Raw genomic sequence first — 20586 nt, forward strand, 5'->3', positions numbered from 1 at the left:
TTTTCTCTTCACTAAATAGTTGCCTTGAGTGCTTGCGCTGACTCGTTTAGTTGTTCAGTACCAGAGCGGATCTGGCTAATACCACTGGCAGTTTCACGCGCAGCAATATTCAGGTCATTCATGGCAGAGACAATTTGCTGAATAGCGATCGCCTGCTGGTTAATATTGAGTGAAATCTGTTGGCTGTTAAGTACGATGTTATTCACTGCATCTTCTACACCTGCAAAGGACTCTGATGTTTCCTGGGCAATTCGCGTCCCTTCTTCCACAGTTTTAGTTCCTTCATAGGTGACAACGACAGTGGTGCTGATGGCAGATTGAATGTCGCCTACTAGGGTGTTGATCTTTTCGGTTGATTTTTTGCTTTGGTCTGCCAGTTTGCGAATTTCAGCAGCAACAACTGCAAAGCCTTTACCGTGTTCCCCTGCCCGGACTGCTTCTACAGCAGCATTTAATGCCAGCATGTTGGTCTGACTTGCCAACTCACCCACCAGATAAGAGATACTGCCAATCTGCTTAGTTTGTTCATTTAAGCGTGTGATTTGATTGGCAATGGCTCCCACTTTCTCCCGTAGGGTTGCCATACCCTTCAGTGTGTGTTTTACAGCTTCAGTACCGTTGCCTGCAAGGGTCAATGCCTGCCGTGCGCCTGCTGCCGCAGATTCTGCCTGTTCAGCTGACTGCTGCGATGAAACTCCCAATTCATCGATCGTGATAGTGGTTTGATTCACGGAAGCTGCTTGTCTAGTAGCAGTCCGTTCTTGCTGCTCAACCGTCGCGGCGATTTCATTGGTGGAGGCAGCCATTGTTTGAACAATTTGAGCAATTTTGCCGCTCAACGGTTTAGCAATTTTGTTGCTCAGAAACAGTCCTAGCAAGATTGCCCCCAAAGGCCCGGCAATGATACCAGTAATCACCCAACCTGCTGTCAGCCGAGAATCGGTATTGGCTGCTTGAGTGGCATCATCAGCAACCGTATGATTGATTTTGATCAGTTGCAGCAATGATTCAGTTGTAACTGCAAATGAATCATCATTTTCTGCAATAGCGTTTTGGCTGATTTTTGTGAGTTGAGCGGCAGCAGCGATCGCCGCCTTCATTTCTGGAGAATTCTCTCGTCCCTGACTTAACAATTCAAACCGTCTGGCATTGGGGTTAATAATCCCTAAGCGGGCAAAGTCTTGGTAAGCCCGAAGATATGTAGAATGATCCTGCTTCCACTCCTGCCACTGTTGCTTAAACGTCTGGTAGAGCTTGTCTTCTTCGGGAGTGCGGGGCGCGGGTTCATATTCCTCAAAGCCCACGTCGATTTGCTTCCAGGCTACCTGTATCCGATTTAGCTCAGACTGTCTCGCTGAGGAGGCTAGCTCAGGGTTGACAAGCGCCCGCTCTGCCGCCTGGATCTGGGTCTGCCCTTCATAAATTCTCCACAACCCGTTAATACTGGGTAGGCTGGTATGGCTGAGGGTGTCGATATGTCTAGTTAATTGATGAGTACCCCGCCAGCCCACAGACCCTACAGCCAAAACGACACCGCCCATCAGCAAAAATGAACCCATCAATTGTCCATGCAAAGACATATTTTTCAACATACCTGTAACTCCAATACACTTTTAAACAACGGTTTTTAGCTCCTGGGCGGCATCATTCAGCCGTTGCGTACCGACTTTGATCTGACTGATGCCAGAAGCGGTTTCTCTGGCGGCAATGTTGAGCGAGTTCATCGCTTCTACCACTTGTTGCACCGCGATCGCCTGTTGATTGGAAGTCAGGGAAATTTGCTGACCATTCACCGCGATCGTTTTGATCGCATCTACAATCTTTTCTACGGTTTTCGTGCCTTCACCAGTCACCATAACAGTGGAATTGGTCGATTTTTGAATGTCATTGACCAGTACATTAATTTTTTCCGCCGATCGCTTACTCTGGTCTGCTAGTTTGCGAATTTCGGCAGCCACAACTGCAAAGCCTTTGCCATGTTCCCCGGCTCGCACCGCTTCCACTGCCGCATTCAGCGCTAGCATATTAGTCTGACTGGCCAAGTCACTAACTAGGGTGGAGATCGTGCCGATTTGATTGGTTTGTTCGCTCAGGTGAAGAATTTGGGTTGCAATGTCGCCTACTTTCTCACGCAAACTCGATTCGCTAGTCTGACCCTCTTGATTGCGACCGTCTACCAGCAACAATACCTGCCGCGCTCCTGCGGCTGAGGCTTCTGCTTGTTCGGCAGACTGGCGCGAGGAAGCCCCCAACTCATCCATTGTGGTGGTGGTTTGGTTGACAGAACTGGCTTGTTGGATGGTGGCGCGTTCTTGCTGCTCAATCGTCGTGGCAATTTCAGTTGTAGAAGTCGCGATCGCACTGGCAGAGGCGTTCATCTGTTGGGAAGTGCGGCTAATGACCCAGATGCCAATTAAAACAGATAGCACAAGGGAGAGTCCACTTGCTAGCATCACCGTGAACTTGAGGACATTGAGCGCCTCTTGCTGCTGTTTCGCGGCGGTTGCAAAAGTCTCATCTTCTCGCTGCTGCATTTCTTCAATCACGTCTACGACATCCTCAACCAGAGCGCTGACATTTCCCTTGCTCCAGGTTTCAATGGCTTCTTTGACTTTGCCCTGATCCACCTTTGTAATCAGGTCATCCTGAAAAGCAAGCAGTTTATTCAGCAGTTCCTCTACTTTGGTTAAAGATTGTCGCTCCTGTTCCGATCTGGCAAGTGTCATCAGTTTTGCTAGAAAGTCCCTGGAGTTCTTGTGAGCCTTCCGGTAGTTATCAAGCGACTGAGGATTTTTTTCTAACAAATAACCTCGGGTTGACTTAGAACCACTTTGCAGACTAACAGCAAGATCATCAATTGTTGAATTAATCTCATAAGAAGATAGTAAATTTTCTGATCGTTGGTTCACAGTGTTAATATTGATGACTGTCGCACCGGCAGAAACTAACAATGCCAGCACGGGAACGGCATACCCGGCAATAATCCAGTATCTTAATCTCCAGTTTCGTTTGCTTTGCATTTTGTGATCTCCTGTAAGTGAATGAGTTCGAGAATTTCCAGATATTGCTGTGACACAATTTTGGATTTTAGATTTTAGTTAGATTGACCCCAGCCTAAAGCTACGGTGAAACACAAGTATCTTGACCTGCATCTTAGTTACATCGACCTGCATCTTAGTTGCATCGACCCGCATCTTAGTTACATCGACCCGCATCTTAGTTACATCGACCCGCATCTTAGTTACATCGACCCGCATCTTGGTTACATCGACCCGCATCTTAGTTACATCGACCCGCACCTTAATTGCATCGACCCGCACCTTAGTTGCATTGACCCGCAAAAATTAACTTCATCAACGTTACGCATTCACTCTAAAAGATTTGTGTGACTTCACAGCAGGAGGAAGAGTCATTTCTCCCTGTCCCCCTGCCCCCTGCCTTTACTAAACTGAGTGCTGAGTCCTGAGTGCTGAGTGAAGAAAAGTACGGGCTAAACCCTAGCTTTCCGCTAACAGCACTGATGTACTTGGGTTTTAGCCCCGCCCCTTGTGGGCGGTCTTTCAACTCAGCACGGGCTAAACCCTAGCTTTCCGCTAACAGCACTCGGAACTCAGCACTCTTCATACAACACTCTGTAATTTGGAGGCTGCATCATTGAGTTGATGAGTAGTAACGCGAGTCTGACTGATGCCACTGGCTGTTTCTCTGGCAGAGCTATTGAGGGCATTCATTGCCTGTAAGATTTGCTGCACCGCCGTTGCTTGCTGATTGGCGTTGAACGAGATTTGCTGAATATTCAACACCATACCGTTGACGGCATCGGTGACATTACTAAATACTTCCACCGTCTGCTTAGTCATTACCGCCCCCTGTTGAGCAGTTTTTGTGCTTTCATCCGTCATCACAACGGTTGAGTTGATGGCGGATTGAATGTCATTCACCAGCCCATTAATTTTTTCCGCCGATCGCTTGCTCTGGTCTGCAAGTTTGCGAATTTCGGCGGCGACGACTGCAAATCCTTTGCCCTGTTCCCCGGCTCGGACTGCCTCCACTGCTGCATTTAGCGCCAGCATATTAGTCTGATTTGCTAGGTCACTCACCAACCCGGAAATACTGCCAATTTGCTTGGTTTGTTCGGTCAGGCGCAACATTTGGTCTGCTACCGTACTGACTCTATTACTTAAAGCAGACATTCCTTCCAGGTTGCGGCTGAGTGATTGATTGCCTTGATCGGCCAAATTTAAGACCTGTTGAGCGCTGGTGGAAGCAGTTGCGGCTTGCTGGGCAGACTGTTGGGCAGAGGCGCTGAGTTCATCCATTGTGGTGGTGGTTTCGCTGACCGAGGTTGCCTGTTGATTGGCTGTGCGCTCTTGCTGCTCAACCGTAGCCGCAATTTCATTAGAAGAGGAGGCGATCGCGTTGGCAACCTGCATAATCGGTTGCACAATTTCCCTGGCAATGAAGAACAATACAAATGAGCCGAATAGGATTGCGATCGTGGTTCCTCCCAAGGAAACCAAGTCTGCCATGAATGCTGTCTGCTTCGCTATCTGTTGCCTGTCTGCCAGCAAGCGATCCTCGATCTGCGTCATCTCTGCTAGTTTGCTCCGAATCTCATCCATGATGTGCTTGCCTTTATTGGAAAGGATCAGAGTCATGGCTTCCTGGCGTTTTCCCTGCTGTGTCAAATCAATGGTTTCAGCAAGTTCTGCCATTTTGTCTTTTGCCAGTTGCTTAACCTGATTCAGCCGTGTCACTTGCTCCGGGTTGTCCTGAATCAGCTTGTTAACTTCATCAAAGCTTTTCTCAAAATTGGCAACGGATGTGTTGTAAGGCTCCAAATAGTTCGCCTTTTGGGTCAGGATAAAGCCACGCTGTCCGGTTTCGGCATCGACTAGCAGCTTGCTAATATTTTCTAGATTTCCCTCAACTTGGTAAGTGTGGCTGACCCAGCCATTGGACTCCACTAACTTGTTGGTCGTGAGCTTGGAGACAATGCCAATCACAACCATGACTACAAATACCGAACCAAACCCAAAGGTAACAACCCGACCGAGCTTGAAATTATATTGCATATTAAACCTCTTCACAAAAATAATGAAACAATTACAAACTCTGAAACCCAGACTAAGTAAAACCTTGTTAATTACGAATTACGAATTACGAATTACGAATTAGTATTAGACCTCTTCATTGACAACCAACACTTCTGAAGTGAGCAGTTTAGACAAATTAATGATGCTCATCATCCGATCGCGATAAGGTGCGACACCCTGGAGATAGTCGTCCTTGGCAGAATGCAGGGCAATTGGAGCCGTAGTCATTTGGGAGGGATGAATATACGTCACATCAAAAATGTCATCGACGGCAATCCCCGCCACTCGTTGCTCCAGGCGCACGACAACGGCTTGCTGATGGGATGTACTCCCCACCATAGGCGATCGCACTCCCTTCATCGGCAAATCAACTACATCATTGATGTTAATTAAGGTGATAATTTCGCCCCGTAAATTGATGTTGCCAAGAATGTGCGGTGGACAGCAGGGAATCGGAGTAATCTTGTGAATCTCGGTAAACTCATGCACCGTTTCCAAGCCAAACCCAAAGTACTCACCCCCCAACCCTACAACCGCCAGAGGCAAGAGCCACGCCGAATCCTCGTCAGCGATCGCACACCGCAGACTTTCAGTTCGCTCTCGAAAAACCTGCCGCTCTTGGGAATCGAAATGATCATATAATCCGTGATTTAAGGCTGAATCAGAGGGGTGTTTTGGTGCGTCTGAGCCGTTGTGAAAATCAGAATTTGGACTAAGCGCAGTCTCTATCAGGGCGTATTGCACCAACAGCTCAGGATTAAGCAATGTAACGATGCCTTCCTCAACGTTGGCAATGCCAGTTACCAATCCATCCGGCAAACTCTCTTTTGACTCACCACAGATATTTGCAGCGATCTGATCAGCTGCGATCGCTTGCACACTATCTACTTGACTAACGATAATTCCGATTCGTTGAGTCTCCCATTCCAGCACAATCATGCTGTCAGTCAATTGAAAAGGGGGACGTGTTTGTTCTAAACGGTGATATAAATCCATCACCGGGAGAAACTTTCCTCGCAGATTAATCACGCCTAAAATTGTCTCAGGAGTTTCTGCGATCGCCGTCACTTCTGGCAGAAAGAAGAGTTCTTGCACGGCTGTAGCCGGAATGCCATAGCGTGAGCGATTCAGGTTAAACATTAAATAGGATTGATGATTCATAGCGATATTGATTTTAAATTTGTAGATAATGGAGAGCAGGGGGACATCGGCTGTTACGGCTAAAGAAACGTGAGTTCGACAAGTCTTATTTGACCTCTCCCCCAGCCCCTCTCCGACGCGGAGAGGGGAGCAAAAAGCTTAATTTTTCGTTGCTCCTCCCTTTCCGTTTCGGAGAGGGAGAGGTTCATGGAACTCACGCTAAACCACAGCCTTGAGATTGAGCGCGACCTCATTGAGTTGTTTTGTTTCCACCCTAGTTTGACCAATGCCAGAAGCCGTTTGATCAGCCCCAACTTTGAGGCTATCCATCACCTGAACTACTTGCTGAACCGCAACGGCTTGTTGCTTGGCAGTTAGGGAAATTTGCTGACTATTGAGGAAAACACTATTGATCGCGTCAGCCACTCCAGCAAAGGTTTCAGCCGTTCCTTGAGCCGTTTTGACTCCTTGCTCTACTTGCTTTGTCCCTTCATCGGTTACAGTCGCGGTGGCTTTAATCGCAACTTGAATCTGACTCACCAGCCCCCGAATTTTCTCAGCAGACTGCTTGCTTTGATCTGCCAATTTGCGGATTTCACTAGACACAACGGTAAATCCTTTACCCTGTTCTCCAGCCCGTACCGCTTCTACAGCCGCATTCAGGGCTAACATATTGGTTTGATTGGCAATATCTCCGACTAAAGTAGAAATGCTACCAATTTGGTCTGCTTGTTCACTCAACCTCTGAATTCCTTCGGCAATTTGCTCAACCTTTTGTTTGAGAAATGCCATGTCTTCTAAGGTATGCGCTACATCTTTCGTGCCAGAGGATGCCAGATTAGACACTTGTTGAGCGCTGATCGTCGCAATGTCCGCTTGTTCCACAGACTGACGGCAGGAAATCCCCAATTCATTCATAGTGGCAGTAGTCTGGCTCACGGCTGTTGCTTGCTGAGTAGCAGTTCGTTCTTGTTGCTCAACGGCGGCGGCAATTTCTGAGGCCGAACTGGCGATCGCATCTACCGAACGATTCACCGTCTTGGTCACTCTTGCCCAAATCAGAGAAGCGGCTATACTGGAAAGAATTAGCCCTAACAGACCAATAATCAGTGAGCCAAATATTAGATAGCGCATTGAATTCGTTGTGGTTTGAGTCAAGTGCGCTAAAATTTCTTGCTGATGCTGATTAAATTCTGTATTCAGTTGATCTAGCTCTCCAACAACCGTTTTCGATTCTTGCAAGTATAAGGTTATTGCATCTTTTAGCTTGCCTTGCTCAATTAGACGAAAGGTTTCCTTGCACAGGTCATCAAACTGATTTTCCATTTTGAGCATCCGGTCAAAAACTTTTTTCTGCCCCGGGTCATCAATGAAAGGTCTTGTAGTTTCTACCGCCTTGTCATAGAGCTGTTTCTGCTTCTCAAATTCTTGCAGTGGATTATTATTCTGAACCAGGAGGTAGCCCCGCGCTTGACGACCCATCATTGATGTTCTCAAAATCATCTCGTCTGTTCCAATGATCGCTTCCTGAGCGCGTCCTACCTCTTTGAAAGTTTGGGCAGTTTGATTACCCACTACAAAAATCATGCCGCTTAAGCCAAGTAGCAACGTGACGGGGAGTGAGAATCCCAAAAATATTTGTCCTCTCAGTTTGAAATTGTTAAGCATTTGTTACTCCTTTGGCAGTGGTTTAAATGATTCGATATCAGTTATTTGTCTCCATTCCTAATTGCTTAAGAACGTGTGCTTTTAGTTCAGCAGTGGTTTTTTGGCTACTGTCATCGATCGCTTGGTCTTGGGGGAGATTTTCCAAAATTTCTAGAAGCGATCGCCAGATTTTTTGAGCCTGTTTTTCATTTCCCTGTCGTTCATATATAGAACCCAATTGCAGGTGAGCATTAACAGAATTGGGAGCAAGATAAATAATACGTTTTAAGAATAATTTTGCATTTTTATGATCTCCTTGCTCTTCGGCAATTTGAGCCAACAAATGATAGGGTTCAATTGCCAATGGGTTGATCTTGATTGCTTGCTGACACGCCTGATTCGCCTGGGAGTAATCACCAAAATTCGCGTAAGCTTCTGCTATCAAACAATATGCCTGAAAGTGTTGGGGGACAAGGGCAATCAGTTGTTCCGCTATTTGAATGACATCGGCATAAGCTTCTTGAGTTAGCGATCGCTTGGCTGCATCCAAAAGGCTTTGCTGAGTGTTTATGCTGACATCGAAACCCGTTCCTAAGCTGGGAAGAGAAGGTTTAGAAATTTCGGTTTCCCTGCTCTCAATTTTGGGGGCAGGGGTTAGAAGATGTAAGGCTTTACTCTTCTCGTAGAGTTGGTTATGTCGCTGATAAACCGCAGATTGCGGAAAGTTTTTGATTTGAAACGGTTCAGTTTTTTGTCCGTGTAATTCTGTGTGACCTGTGAGCAGAAACCCTCCCGGTGCGAGAGAGCAGTAAAATTTATCTACCACTTGTGCGATCGCCTTGAAGTCAAAATAAATAAACACATTGCGGCAAATAATCAAATCAAAGTCGTGAATGCTAGATGTGTAAGCGGGGTAGCTATCCTGCAACAAGTTTCCAGGTTGAAATGTGACCATTGCTTGAATAGCGGGATCGATTTTCCAACCTTGTTTGTGGGATCGAAAGTAGCTATTTTTGATCTCTGGAGTGGTTGTCCGAAAAGACCAATCGCTGTAAATTCCTTGTTGAGCCAGGGCGATCGCGGGTTGATTAATATCTGTGCCTAAAATCAGAATCTCCCATGTCTGATAGTCCGGGATCAGTTCTTTCACCAGAATGGCAAGTGAGTAAGCTTCTTCACCAGTCGAACACCCGGCGCTCCAAAGCCGTAATGTCGGCCGATAAAATTGTCCATTAAAGTTGCAGTGAGTTAAACTAAGCTGCCGTTTCCGCTCGATCAACTCTGGGATCAGCTGATTTTTGAGCAGCGACATCTGTCCCTGATCTCGAAAAAAATAAGTTTCAGTGACAGTGAGTAAAGATATCAGTTCTTGCCACTCTGTTGCACCGGGAATCAGTTGATTTCTTGCCACCAAGCGCTGGTAGTAATCATTGAGTGAGGATAATCCCAATGCGCGGATGCGTGTCCAGATATTTTTCTTGAATGTATCTTGATGCTGTGGCTGGATGTGAATGCCGAATGTATCAGCAACCAAATCAACCATTTGTAACAAACTCAGGTCATCACTGGGTTGAGAATTGGGTTCAAATAAAATGGGGCGATCGCTGATCATCTGATTCATCACTACATGATTTTCAAGCGGATACGCTTAGGTTTCCCATTTCAATCTCTTGATTCAGATTTGGATGATATATTGCATTGATTATTTAACTACCGTTACATCTATTTAGAGTTCAGCCGTGATATCTGCGAAATGGGACACGCTGTAAAGTTTTCTAACGCAAATTTAGCAAAACCATTGATTAAATCAATTTTGAGCAGACCGTCAATTATGTTTGTCGAATCGCAGGCCTTTGGGATTGCGTCGGAAGCCTCCCAATGACCTTATAATATGTAATTAATTCTGCACAGGTACTTAAAAGCAAGATATAGCAATCCGATTTGATTAAATTATTTATGCAAGAGGTCTGATGATCTTCCAAGCTACTTTTTAGTTTCTACGATTTGGTGGTTTGTCTCACCGGAATTTCAATCCAAAACTCTGTACCTAACCCTGGCTGAGAATCACATCTAAATATACCACTGTGTTGCTCCACAACAATTTGGTAACTAATTGACAACCCCAAGCCAGTGCCTTTTCCCACTGGCTTGGTAGTGAAAAATGGATCGCAGATTCTTGCCTTTAGGACTTCGGGTATTCCTGGGCCATTGTCCCTAATGCAAATTACTACACTCTTTAAATTGCCTTCTATTTTTCCGACAGCAGTACGAATGGTAATTTGACTGCTATGAAGATTTGACTGAGATTGGCTGTAATCTTCTAAAGCATCGATCGCATTGCTTAAAACATTCATAAATACCTGATTCAGTGGCCCAGCATAGCACTCTACCAAGGGAAGGTCGCCGTACTCTTTGACTAATTCAATAGCCGGACTTTCCGGTTTTGCTTTCAAGCGATGCTGCAAAATTAACAAGGTGCTATCTATGCCCTCGTGAATATCAACTGGCTTCATTTCCGCCTGATCTAGGCGAGAAAAATTTCGTAAACCTAAGACAATTTGCCGGATACGCTCAACCCCAATTTTCATTGAGGATAGAGTTTTGGGCAAATCCTCTATGATATAATCTAAATCTATTTCTTCAGAGCGATCGCGAATTTCAGGGTTGGGGTTAGAGCCGTTTTGCAAATAGAGGTCTAGTAAACTGAGTAAATCTTGGGTATAATTATCGACATGATTGATGTTGCCATAAATGAAATTTACCGGATTATTAATTTCGTGAGCAACACCAGCTACTAATTGACCTAGTGAGGACATTTTCTCAGTTTGGATCAGTTGGGTTTGAGTTTGCTTTAAATCATCCAGAGCTAGAGCCAACTTTTGGGTCTGCTCCTTGGCCTGATTATGCAATTGCGCTTGTTGGAGTGCAACCCCAAGCTGATTACCAATTTGAGTAATGAACTGAATTTCCGAGGCTTCCCAGTGGCGGGGTGCAGAGTTCTGATAAGCTGCTAGCAAGCCCCAGAGTTCTTGCCCGACAAATATGGGTGCGATCGCATAAGCCCTGGCTTGAATTTGCTCTAAAGCCGTAACATGGCATTCAGAGTGGCCAGCTTGATAGATGTCATTGACTGCAAAGCTTTCATTGTTGCGATATCGCCCACCTTGAGTTTCCTGCAAATAGCTATCTTCCCAAACTGTGTTGATATCAGAACCTACTACCTTTACCCAGTCCTCACCCACAAACTCAGCAATATATTCACCACTCCAATTAGCCAGGAACCGATAGACTGCAACTCGATCCGCTTGTAGTGATTTGCAGATTTCTTGGGTGGTTGTGTGAAAAATCACATCTAAGTTAAGAGATTCCCTAACTTTGGCAACAACTTCAAACAATACCCGTTGTTGTTCTGCTGCTTGTTCCAAATCTAACGCTTGCTGTCGGGTCTGAGTGAGTAAATCAGCTTGCTGGAATGCTACGCCCATTTGGGCAGCAATCTGACTGAGAAAGTTAACTTCAGAGGCTTTCCATTGACGGGGGCCAGTGTGTTGATAAGTTGCCAGCAAACCCCAAAGTTTTTGCCCAACAAAAATCGGAGCAAGCACAAAAGCGTGAATTTGAAACTGCTCTAGAATATCGATATGACACTGAGCAAACCCCATCTTGTGGATGTCAGCGACTACAGATGTTTCATTGTTGCGGTAACGTCCTCCCTGCGTGTCTTGTAAGTAGGTGTCATTCCAAACTGTATTAACACCTAGTTCGGACTCATTCGACCAGTATGGACTAGCAGCCTCAAAATCCCCGACAAATTCCCCACCCCAATCAGAATCAAAACGATAAACAGAAACGCGATCGGCTTTGATTAATTGACAAACCTCTTTAGTAGTGGTTTGAAAAATGGTATCTGTGTCAAGAGATTCTCGAATCTCGGTAATAACTTTAAATACAGCTTGTTGTTGTTCAGCTGTCTTTTGTAACTCAACTGTGCGTCTTTTAACTTGTTTTTCTAAATTATCGTTGAAGGTTTGTACTTGTTGATATAGTTCATACTGCTGAATTGCCGAAGCAAAGCTTTTACCCAGTTCTCTAGCCAGATCAATCTCTTCATCCGTCCATTTTTGAGCTTGAGCCTTTTTAGATTCGCGCCAAAGCTCAAATGATAGCCGGGGGTACAGTTGTCTTTGATCGCTGTCATGCTGCCCCGCCCATAGAGTTTCTGTATCTATTTCGTTGCGGAAAATACTTAAGTAGCCCAGCAAATGCTGACGATACAGAAGTGGGATCATCAACATCCCGCGAATTTTAGTTGGTTGAAAAGCAACTTGCAAAGTTCGCAAGCCAGGAGTGTTATATATATCTGAAATCGCCCAAACATCGTAGTTACCGGACTTGTAGTGTTCCTGCCAGACACTATACTGCTCGATCAGTGGATATATAGTTTGTTCTGGCATCACAGGTTGCTGTCCACAGATATAAAGCTTGATACAAGTATTTCCGGGGATTAGGCATTCTGTTAAACTGCTCAGGTTGCTATTGTGGACATCAAAAGCTGCATTTCTAATGCAAAGCCTGCCACCAACACCATTAAAGGCAGCAACAGCCGCTTCTAGGGCTGGTTGTAATACAATCGTCGGTAGTGAATGTAGTAGGTTAGCAACGCGGTTAATGATCGCTTCCCGTCCAGCTTTTTGGCGGGCTTGAGTGAGGAGGATACTTTGAGCGATCGCTACTGACAGCTGATCGGCTACCATCTGTAATGCTTCTAGTTCATATTCTGAAATCAAACGCGCTTGGGAATTATGAGACACCAGTAGTCCCCAAAGTTTATCTTGATACATAATAGGCGCTACTACTGAGGATTTTACCCCCATCGCCGTCAAATATTCAACATGACATGGATCTACAGGGCGGTAACGGATCTTCTCTGATCTAGTTTCTCCATTTTCCAAGTAATGAAGATGACTTTGACCAATCTCTTGAGTATCAACATTCACAACAGAACGCACCCGTGATTTGGTAAATAGTTCACGGGCGGCAAGTGGAATATCATCAGCAGGGAAATTGAGTCCCAGTAACGACGGCAATCGATTTTCGTAAATTGACTCACCAATCACTTGACCATTACCATCGGCATGAAATTTGTAAATCATCACTCGGTCAGTTTTTAGCAGCGATCGCACCTCTGCTGTTGTCACTGTGATAATTTCTTCCAACTCTAAACTTCGTCGGATACGGTTTGTAATGCGGCGTAGTAAACCTTCTTCATCGCGGCATAAGAGCAAATCTTCTTCAGGGTTCGAGGTCATGGCTTATAGCAAAATAAATTAATGATTTGCAAACTAAATAATTAAATCTAAAGCTATTTTGAGATTTATTTAATCAATTTGTCTTCAGTAAAACTACGACCAAATCATTAATAAATATATTTACCTTTTATAAAAATTTACCAAAAAATCATAAAAAAAAGACGCTAAAAGAACTGCGCCTGTACTAGTTACAAAAAAGATTTTGGCTTTTTGTCAAACATTATCCTGGCAACAAAATTAAACTCTTGTGTTGTCAGCAAAACGGATTTTAAGATAGTCGTCTTCCATCTTTGCCCCGGATGGTTGTAATGCTGCTAAGGCTTGCGGCAAAACTAAGTTACGACGGTGGTTGCCAATAGTAATATGTAATTCATCTCCGGTTTTACTTAGTTGAACTTGGTCTTTAGGAATACCAGGTAAGTAAAGTTGTAAACTATATTGGTTTTCTTCTTGCACAATTCTGATAGTCGTTTCTTTGTAATAAACCTGAGTCGGATCTTCATCTTTATAAAGAGTATCCTTCAGGCGTTCTAATGCAGCTAATCCACACATTTCTTCAGAAAATAGGGGAACTTCTTTCACGGGTAGAGGGTGGAAATTATCATGAATTTCTTGGCGATATTGCTCCTGACTTTCCTTCCAACGTCGGAAAAACGGGTCCTGGACTTCACTTGGAATAATCCGATTAGCCACTATTAAATCTGTTGCAACATTATACAAACTCAGGTAAGCGTGGGCGCGGAGAGACTCTTTAATCACCATTTTTTCGGGATTTGTTACCAGACGCACCGAGGTTTGAGTATTGTCTGTTAATACTTTTTCCAGAGCTTCAATTTGTTCATAAAATTCATAAGGTGCATCCATCACTTCTTTATCAGGTAGCGAAAAACCAGCAATTGGCCTAAAAAAAGGTTCAACCAGAGGTCTAAGTGCTACGGAGATGTTTTGAAATGGTTTGTAAAAACGACGCATATACCAGCCACCGACTTCAGGTAAACTCAGTAAGCGTAGTGCTGTGCCGGTGGGGGCTGAGTCGATAATTAAGACATCAAACTCACCTTCATCGTAATGGCGTTTCATCCTTACCAAGCCAAAAATCTCATCCATGCCTGGTAAAATTGCCAATTCTTCGGCCTGTACCCCGTCTAAACCCCTTGCCTGTAAAACTTGGGTAATATAACGTTTCACAGCCCCCCAGTTTCCCTCCAGTTCTTGCAGCGCATCCAGTTCAGCACCCCACAGATTTGGGCGAATTTTTTGGGGTGCATGTCCCAGTTCTATGTCAAAACTGTCTGCCAGGGAGTGAGCGGGATCTGTACTTAGAACCAATGTCTGATAGCCTAGCTCTGCACAACGAAGTCCGGTTGCAGCAGCAACGGAGGTTTTGCCCACGCCGCCTTTACCGGTCATTAAAATTACACGCATAGATGTTTCTGTCCTGTCTGAGGATTTTTTACATTTATTTACATTATGAACTGTTTAAAGAAAATAAATGTTGTTTTACCACGTCTAGGCGTGAATAGTATGAAACTCTCTTCAATGCGTGCGTGAATTTTAAATTGTTAATCCTGCGCTTTCTGTCGTAAAATCAGCCACGGGGAATCAAACATCAAATAATTTGCCATTATCAATTACAAATTATATTGACATTGGGTAACAATACACGATACATCATGATTTAATCGTTAAATTTTTAAAGATGAAAAATTTCTTTAATTGCAGTTTTCACCAGCCAGTATTAAAGAGGAATGGATATGGATTTTAGCTTAATTGTATCCAACTTTTTGAATCCGCCAATACTGTTTTTCTTTTTAGGCATGACTGCTGTTTTTGTCAAGTCTGATCTGGAAATTCCGCCACCAGCGCCCAAACTCCTTTCGTTGTATCTACTGTTTGCCATTGGTTTTAAAGGAGGGGTAGAACTAATCAAAAGCGGCATCACCCAGGAAGTAGTTCTAACACTCCTGGCAGCAATGATGATGGCTTGTTTTGTGCCAATTTACACCTTTTTTATCCTGAAATGGAAACTGGATACTTACGATGCTGCGGCGATCGCTGCAACCTACGGTTCTATCAGTGCTGTCACTTTCATCACCGCTAGTTCTTTTCTCGATGAGCTTGGGATTCCCTTTGATGGCTACATGGTAGCAGCTCTTGCCCTAATGGAATCTCCAGCGATCATTGTTGGTCTGATCTTGGTGAATATATTCACCGCCGATGAAAAGCGAGAGTTTGCTTGGTTGGAAGTTTTGCAAGAAGCATTTCTTAATAGTTCAGTTTTTCTATTAGTCGGTAGCCTTTTGATAGGCGTCTTGACAGGAGAACACGGTTGGAAGGTATTAGAACCCTTTGCTCAAGGGTTATTTTATGGCGTTCTCACCTTCTTTTTACTAGATATGGGACTAGTCGCTGCTAGAAGAATTAAAGACTTGCAAAAAACCGGAGTTTTCTTGATTTTATTTGCCATACTGATTCCTATAGTCAATGCAGGCATTGGGTTAGTGATTGCCAAATTCATCGGTATGCCTCGGGGAGATTCGCTGTTATTCGCTGTATTGTGTGCCAGTGCTTCTTATATTGCTGTCCCAGCAGCTATGCGGATGACTGTTCCAGAAGCAAATCCCAGCCTGTATGTTTCTACTGCTCTAGCAGTGACATTTCCGTTCAATATTATTGTGGGAATTCCGTTATATCTCTACGGAATTAACCTATTTTGGAGGTAATAATATGCACGTAGTTAAAAAGATAGAAATTATTGCCAACTCCTTTGAGCTTGGCAAAATTTTAGATAGTTTAGACAAGTCGGGTGTACATAGCCATGCCGTAATTAAAAATGTTACTGGTAAAGGATTACGAGGAACGACAGAAGATTTAGACATGACCTTGCTTGATAATGTTTACATCCTCGCGTTTTGTATGCCAGAACAACTCAAGCCTGTGATCGAAAATCTCAGACCACTTCTCAATAAGTTTGGAGGTAGTTGTTACGTTTCTGATGTGATGGAGATTCGCTCTGTCAGATGTGTTGCGTCGATGTAAAAAATTATAAATTCAGTGAAGCATTTCATGGAACGTCGTGACTTTTTAAAGTTAGGAATGACCGGGGCATTTGGGATGGCGGTAACTGCTAGCGATTTACTCTGGCAGGTTGAACAGGCTAAAGCTGCCGAAATGCCTTCAAACTCCCCTGAATCCCTCAGTCCTGATGCAGCCTTGCAAAAGCTGATGGAGGGAAATCAACGATTTGTTAAGCATCAACCCCAATACCCCGATCAATCTGCGCTGCGGTTGCAGGAAGTTGCTCAAGTTCAACATCCATTTGCAACTATTCTTAGTTGTGCAGATTCACGAGTGCCGGCAGAAATTGTTTTTGATCAGGGCATTGGAGACATTTTTGATGTTCGGATTGCCGGAAATATTGCCACGCCTGAAGCGATTGGCAGTATTGAATATGCGGTGGTGTTGTTAGGTAGTCCGCTACTGATGGTAATGGGTCATGAGCGTTGTGGGGCTGTAACCGCAGCTGTACAAAACGAATCGTTACTCGGTGATATTGGTACTTTTGTTAAGGCAATTAAGCCAGCAGTGGATAAGGTCAAGAATCAGCCGGGTGATGTGGTGGAAAACGCTGTGGTGGCAAATGTGCAATATCAAATTGAACGATTAAAGCGATCGCAGCTTTTAACTGAGCAGGTGCGATCGGGCAAGTTAAAAATTGTGGGAGGTCGTTACGACTTGGATACAGGGAGGGTGACTATCATTACCTAATTCGGCAAAGAATTTCCAACAATTCAAAATTAAAAAGTTGTGGTAGGGGCAATTTATGAATTGTCCCTGAGCGCGTGTAGTTTTGCGTAAGTCCTAAAAACCTAAATTTTTATAAAACGCCTAAAACTTTGTGTTGGCAATAACTTCACCCTTTTGATCATCAATGGCGGGTGAATAAATTTTTTAGTCATAACAATTTAAAAAAAGAATCCGAGAGATGGTAAATGTATAGATAGGCAGTATTTGGGGCGTGTGATGGCAGGGATAACTTATATGGAGATCAAAGAAAGTGGTGAACCGCTATAAGCGATCGCTTCTTTCCTTTGAGACTTCATTTAGTTATCTAGAGTTCAAAGATCAGGAATACTTTTGCACTAGTGCTTACTATAGCAATCCTATCTGATTTGTAAAAATTACTTTGTTTAACTGATTCTGAGGGTTTAAGTTTTCCCAAACGTTAGGGTTACTGAGTGCGATCGCTATGGCATGAAAATCTACCCCATGCATGGAAATCTGTAGTTAAAGCATAAGATGGCTTCTTTAACCTTTTTCGGCGAGATTTTCCTAAACATTTCTAGTTTTTTCTGACATTAGAGATTTGTGGATACTCAAAAATCCGATTCACTTCATCCAAAGCTAAGACTACCGGAGCGTCGATTTTCTCTAGCAAATACTCCTGTAAATACAATGTGCAGCTAACTTTGCTACCAATATCTTCATCCCAATAATCATCAAGTTTAATATCTAATTTCAACTGCCGACTGACATTAGCACAAAACCATCGTAAGAATTTTTCTAAGCTAGTGAAAACTTGACTATCTGCCCTCTGTAAACTGATTTGTACGGTGTGTACTCCAGTCTGTTTAGCATGAGCAAGAATTCTGTGCATCAGGGAGCTTTTTCCCATTCTGCTGGGGGCTTTGATTCTGATTAGACTTCCAGGTTTATTGATTTCGGTATAGGTACGTTCTTCAATTGGCGGACGCTCTATGTAAAAAATAGAATTGAGCGGCACTGAGCCACCAGGAATTTCTAATAAATCGGCATTAGGGACTGGGGTTTCTCTCTCGTCTAGCTTTTCTGTCATTAAAGAAGACTCTGATATTCTATTTTTCACTCTGATTGTTTGCTGAGACTGTCCTAAGCCTACTAGCACACTTTGTCGTTTTTCTGATAAAACGCTGCTTTGCGCTCGCCGTCTCAAGACTGACCGAAAATTACTTTTTGTCACCTCCTCGGCGAAAGCCTGTGAAAGTAACTTCCATAACTTAGAACCAACATCTTTTATATAATTGGCATCATAACCACAGCTTTCAGCGATATCTGGATAAGTTTGTCCTTCCCAAGCTTTACGAAATATTACTTCTTGGACATCACTTAAGCCATGTTCTAAGCCATGTTCAAGAAATGTATCTAAAATTGCTAGGGCTTCTTCTATATTCATTTGTAAAAAGCATAAAGTTTGTTTTAAATAAGACTTTAGCGGAATTTCTCATACTTTTTTCCTTGTTTATTTAAATTTAAATAGTAAGCTTCATTTCCACCTGCTATTTTCAGGTAGTTAGTGGTTTAACTCTGGTGTTTCTGCTCACAGGGGGACTGTGTTCAATCACACCCCCTGTTTCAGTTTTTGGCTTTTATGTTTGCAGTTCTCAAGAATTAAAAACTGCGTGGCATTACGGAGACGGAACCGCGACTCGATTGCCGGGAACAATCTGTGGCTGATAGGAAAACACCTCTCGGCTACGGGAATTTACGGTCACTTTGACCCAATTTACATCGTTAGTGCCGTTCGCCGCATTGTTGCCAAATGTCTCGACACGAGTGAAGTTTTCGAGGCGTCTGCCTTGAGTATCCAGAAAGGGCTTGTCAATGCGGTAGTAATGCGAGTCGCCGTGTACGTAGGCAATCGGTTTACGGAAAGCAATTACCTCATCGCGCAACACTAATAAAAAGCTCTGGAAACCATCAGGCTGTCCGTCGGTTTGCACGAGGGTCTTCGGATCACGCAAAGGCGCTCTGGTTGGGTCGCTCAGATCCCACCCCGGATTGCCTTGAGAAATTAACATCACCGCTACCGATTTGCGTGCCTTTGCCTCTTGAAAGGTCTTTTTCAGCCATGCAATATTAGCCGCGTTTCGCGCCGCGTACTCCTTCGGGTCAGGCGCAATGTCGCATAGGTTGTTACACGAACCCTGGATATTGAGTGTCGCATAAGTAACTTTACCGAGCGTCCAACGGCGATTCTCAACACAGGGTACAGCAGTGTCTTTTGCACTAAGGCACAGGGGTGTCGTCTGCACCTCCTGGGCTAGCCGACGCTGACCGAGGGAAAATTTTGTGCTGAAGAATACCTGACGCTGGTAGTCGAGGCGATCGCGTGAGTTGAATCCACCGTTTGAGGGGCGATCGCAGTCAGTCCAATCGTTGTCGCCCGGTGTAAAGGCTGCTGGTGCTTTCAGGGCGTTGAAGTAGCCGAGCGCCTGGGTGTAGAGGGCATTGCTACAGGTGGTCGGCGTTACCGAGTTGGGCGTAGAGTTGCCGGCCTTTAAGTCGCCGTCGTGAACTGTGAAGGCCAGATTTTGGGCGTTCATGTCAGCGATCAGGTTTGGAACCCCCGCCGCTTGTAGATCCGAGTAAGGGAGATCGCCCCAAAGCCCGATTGCGTATGACTCTTTCTCGCGCTCGTACTTGTACTCTTTGGCATTCACCAAACTGATTGCGGAACTTGCCAGGAAGGGCACAGTCAGCGCCAATAAACACATTTTACCTAGCAAACGCGCAGTAGTGACGCTTTGAAACACTGAGTAACCAAGCTTTGTCATCATCTATATCCTTGATTATTTCTTTGACACTATCAGCGCATTTGGGAGAATTAGCCCCTGCCCACGCCATTTTAGCTAGTAAATTAGATTACCGGATTGTCAATGATAGATAGGTTATAGATTGGTTAAGAGTTCACTTTTTTACAAACACCTCACGGATACTTTACAGCTTTACATTTTCCGTTGGAAGCGTGGAAAAGGATTTTGGGCATTGCTGATTGATGGGGTGAATTTTGTTTTGCGCAAAGGCGCAAAGGCGCGTTCGCCCTTGGCGTTCCCGAAGGGTAGAATCAATCTTTAGCATTAGTAAAAATCTCAATTCATCCCGCATTTATGCAACGCCCGATTTTGTTCAACGGAGGGACTTTAAGCTCTCAGTCTTCTGCACTAAGAAATCAGTGAAGATACTCATAATGGTGCGCTGACGCAACTTCACATTAGCATTAATAGACATCCCTGATTGTAATGGAACTTGACGCTGATTAATCAGTAACTTCTGTCCATGTAGGCGGACTTTTGCTGAGAAGCGCCAGAAATTATAAACTTGGTCTGGAGGTAAGGCATCAGAGCCAATTTCAATTAGTTCGCCTTTGATATCACCATATTCTTGGAAGGGAAAGGAATCAATTCTCACATCCACTTGTTGCCCTTCTTTGACAAAGCCGATGTCGCGGTTGGTGATATATACGTTAGCAACCAAGTTACTAGCGATCGCTCTTGACCAAGTAGGAGTTTGTTGCAAAAGAACTGGTTGATCAAAGTTGTATTGAATGTTCATAATAAATGGGGAGTGGGGAGTGG

Annotated in this window: 14 protein-coding genes; 3 read left to right on the top strand and 11 right to left on the bottom strand. The window is 44.2% G+C overall.

Features of this window, described 5'->3' with window-relative positions; translation table 11 throughout:
• Positions 1 to 11: 11 nt before the first annotated feature.
• The 8 genes from F8S12_RS25570 to F8S12_RS25605 all read right to left on the bottom strand — a co-directional run bounded on the left by F8S12_RS25570 (position 12) and on the right by F8S12_RS25605 (position 14617).
• Positions 12 to 1592 carry a HAMP domain-containing methyl-accepting chemotaxis protein gene (locus F8S12_RS25570; RefSeq protein WP_196519106.1) on the bottom strand — a complete coding sequence of 527 codons (1581 nt, stop codon included), beginning with the start codon at positions 1590 to 1592 and terminating at the stop codon, positions 12 to 14.
• A 21-nt stretch (positions 1593 to 1613) separates the two neighbouring features.
• Positions 1614 to 3020, bottom strand: a complete 1407-nt coding sequence (locus tag F8S12_RS25575; protein ID WP_230968269.1) for a HAMP domain-containing methyl-accepting chemotaxis protein — start codon at positions 3018 to 3020, stop codon at positions 1614 to 1616.
• Between the two features lie 600 nt (positions 3021 to 3620).
• Complete coding sequence (locus F8S12_RS25580) at positions 3621 to 5075, bottom strand: CHASE3 domain-containing protein (protein ID WP_196519107.1); 1455 nt, start codon at positions 5073 to 5075, stop codon at positions 3621 to 3623.
• Between the two features lie 105 nt (positions 5076 to 5180).
• On the bottom strand, positions 5181 to 6257 hold the full coding sequence (locus tag F8S12_RS25585; protein WP_196519108.1) for a chemotaxis protein CheW: 1077 nt from the start codon (positions 6255 to 6257) through the stop codon (positions 5181 to 5183).
• Positions 6258 to 6455: 198 nt separating this feature from the next.
• A complete protein-coding gene (locus F8S12_RS25590; protein ID WP_196519109.1) occupies positions 6456 to 7904 on the bottom strand; it encodes a methyl-accepting chemotaxis protein in 1449 nt (482 codons plus the stop codon).
• A gap of 37 nt (positions 7905 to 7941) precedes the next feature.
• Positions 7942 to 9504 carry a CheR family methyltransferase gene (locus F8S12_RS25595; RefSeq protein WP_196519110.1) on the bottom strand — a complete coding sequence of 521 codons (1563 nt, stop codon included), beginning with the start codon at positions 9502 to 9504 and terminating at the stop codon, positions 7942 to 7944.
• Between the two features lie 376 nt (positions 9505 to 9880).
• A complete protein-coding gene (locus F8S12_RS25600) occupies positions 9881 to 13192 on the bottom strand; it encodes a GAF domain-containing protein (RefSeq protein WP_196519111.1) in 3312 nt (1103 codons plus the stop codon).
• 237 nt (positions 13193 to 13429) lie between these two features.
• The gene (locus F8S12_RS25605) at positions 13430 to 14617 is read right to left on the bottom strand and encodes a TRC40/GET3/ArsA family transport-energizing ATPase (RefSeq protein WP_196519112.1); all 1188 of its coding nucleotides are present in this window, start codon (positions 14615 to 14617) and stop codon (positions 13430 to 13432) included.
• 329 nt (positions 14618 to 14946) lie between these two features.
• On the opposite strand from F8S12_RS25605, the gene F8S12_RS25610 reads away from it, so the two are divergent.
• The 3 genes from F8S12_RS25610 to F8S12_RS25620 are packed head-to-tail and all read left to right on the top strand — an operon-like array spanning position 14947 to position 16960.
• Positions 14947 to 15915 (top strand): sodium-dependent bicarbonate transport family permease, encoded by a 969-nt coding sequence (locus tag F8S12_RS25610; RefSeq protein WP_196519113.1) that lies wholly within the window; start codon positions 14947 to 14949, stop codon positions 15913 to 15915.
• Between the two features lie 4 nt (positions 15916 to 15919).
• Positions 15920 to 16231, top strand: coding sequence for a P-II family nitrogen regulator (locus tag F8S12_RS25615; protein ID WP_196519114.1), 312 nt, complete (start codon positions 15920 to 15922; stop codon positions 16229 to 16231).
• A 27-nt stretch (positions 16232 to 16258) separates the two neighbouring features.
• Positions 16259 to 16960 carry a carbonic anhydrase gene (locus F8S12_RS25620; RefSeq protein WP_196519115.1) on the top strand — a complete coding sequence of 234 codons (702 nt, stop codon included), beginning with the start codon at positions 16259 to 16261 and terminating at the stop codon, positions 16958 to 16960.
• A 574-nt stretch (positions 16961 to 17534) separates the two neighbouring features.
• On the opposite strand, the gene F8S12_RS25625 is transcribed toward F8S12_RS25620, so the two are convergent.
• The 3 genes from F8S12_RS25625 to F8S12_RS25635 all read right to left on the bottom strand — a co-directional run.
• Entirely contained in the window at positions 17535 to 18404 is an 870-nt protein-coding gene (locus F8S12_RS25625; protein ID WP_230968270.1) for an AAA-like domain-containing protein, read from the bottom strand.
• 232 nt (positions 18405 to 18636) lie between these two features.
• Positions 18637 to 19788, bottom strand: a complete 1152-nt coding sequence (locus tag F8S12_RS25630; RefSeq protein WP_196519116.1) for a hypothetical protein — start codon at positions 19786 to 19788, stop codon at positions 18637 to 18639.
• Between the two features lie 349 nt (positions 19789 to 20137).
• Positions 20138 to 20586: HlyD family efflux transporter periplasmic adaptor subunit (locus tag F8S12_RS25635; RefSeq protein ID WP_230968271.1), on the bottom strand; the 449-nt coding region annotated here is incomplete at its 5' end.

Source organism: Nostoc sp. WHI (assembly GCF_015714725.1).
GTDB lineage: Bacteria > Cyanobacteriota > Cyanobacteriia > Cyanobacteriales > Nostocaceae > Nostoc.

Excerpts from the sequence above, each read along its gene's own strand:
- F8S12_RS25625 (WP_230968270.1), bottom strand. The coding sequence starts at position 18,404 with ATGAATATAGAAGAAGCCCTAGCAATTTTAGATACATTTCTTGAACAT.
- F8S12_RS25605 (WP_196519112.1), bottom strand. The coding sequence starts at position 14,617 with ATGCGTGTAATTTTAATGACCGGTAAAGGCGGCGTGGGCAAAACCTCC.
- F8S12_RS25575 (WP_230968269.1), bottom strand. The coding sequence starts at position 3,020 with ATGCAAAGCAAACGAAACTGGAGATTAAGATACTGGATTATTGCCGGG.
- F8S12_RS25590 (WP_196519109.1), bottom strand. The coding sequence starts at position 7,904 with ATGCTTAACAATTTCAAACTGAGAGGACAAATATTTTTGGGATTCTCA.
- F8S12_RS25620 (WP_196519115.1), top strand. The coding sequence starts at position 16,259 with ATGGAACGTCGTGACTTTTTAAAGTTAGGAATGACCGGGGCATTTGGG.
- F8S12_RS25600 (WP_196519111.1), bottom strand. The coding sequence starts at position 13,192 with ATGACCTCGAACCCTGAAGAAGATTTGCTCTTATGCCGCGATGAAGAA.
- F8S12_RS25615 (WP_196519114.1), top strand. The coding sequence starts at position 15,920 with ATGCACGTAGTTAAAAAGATAGAAATTATTGCCAACTCCTTTGAGCTT.
- F8S12_RS25595 (WP_196519110.1), bottom strand. The coding sequence starts at position 9,504 with ATGAATCAGATGATCAGCGATCGCCCCATTTTATTTGAACCCAATTCT.
- F8S12_RS25585 (WP_196519108.1), bottom strand. The coding sequence starts at position 6,257 with ATGAATCATCAATCCTATTTAATGTTTAACCTGAATCGCTCACGCTAT.
- F8S12_RS25580 (WP_196519107.1), bottom strand. The coding sequence starts at position 5,075 with ATGCAATATAATTTCAAGCTCGGTCGGGTTGTTACCTTTGGGTTTGGT.
- F8S12_RS25610 (WP_196519113.1), top strand. The coding sequence starts at position 14,947 with ATGGATTTTAGCTTAATTGTATCCAACTTTTTGAATCCGCCAATACTG.
- F8S12_RS25630 (WP_196519116.1), bottom strand. The coding sequence starts at position 19,788 with ATGATGACAAAGCTTGGTTACTCAGTGTTTCAAAGCGTCACTACTGCG.
- F8S12_RS25570 (WP_196519106.1), bottom strand. The coding sequence starts at position 1,592 with ATGTTGAAAAATATGTCTTTGCATGGACAATTGATGGGTTCATTTTTG.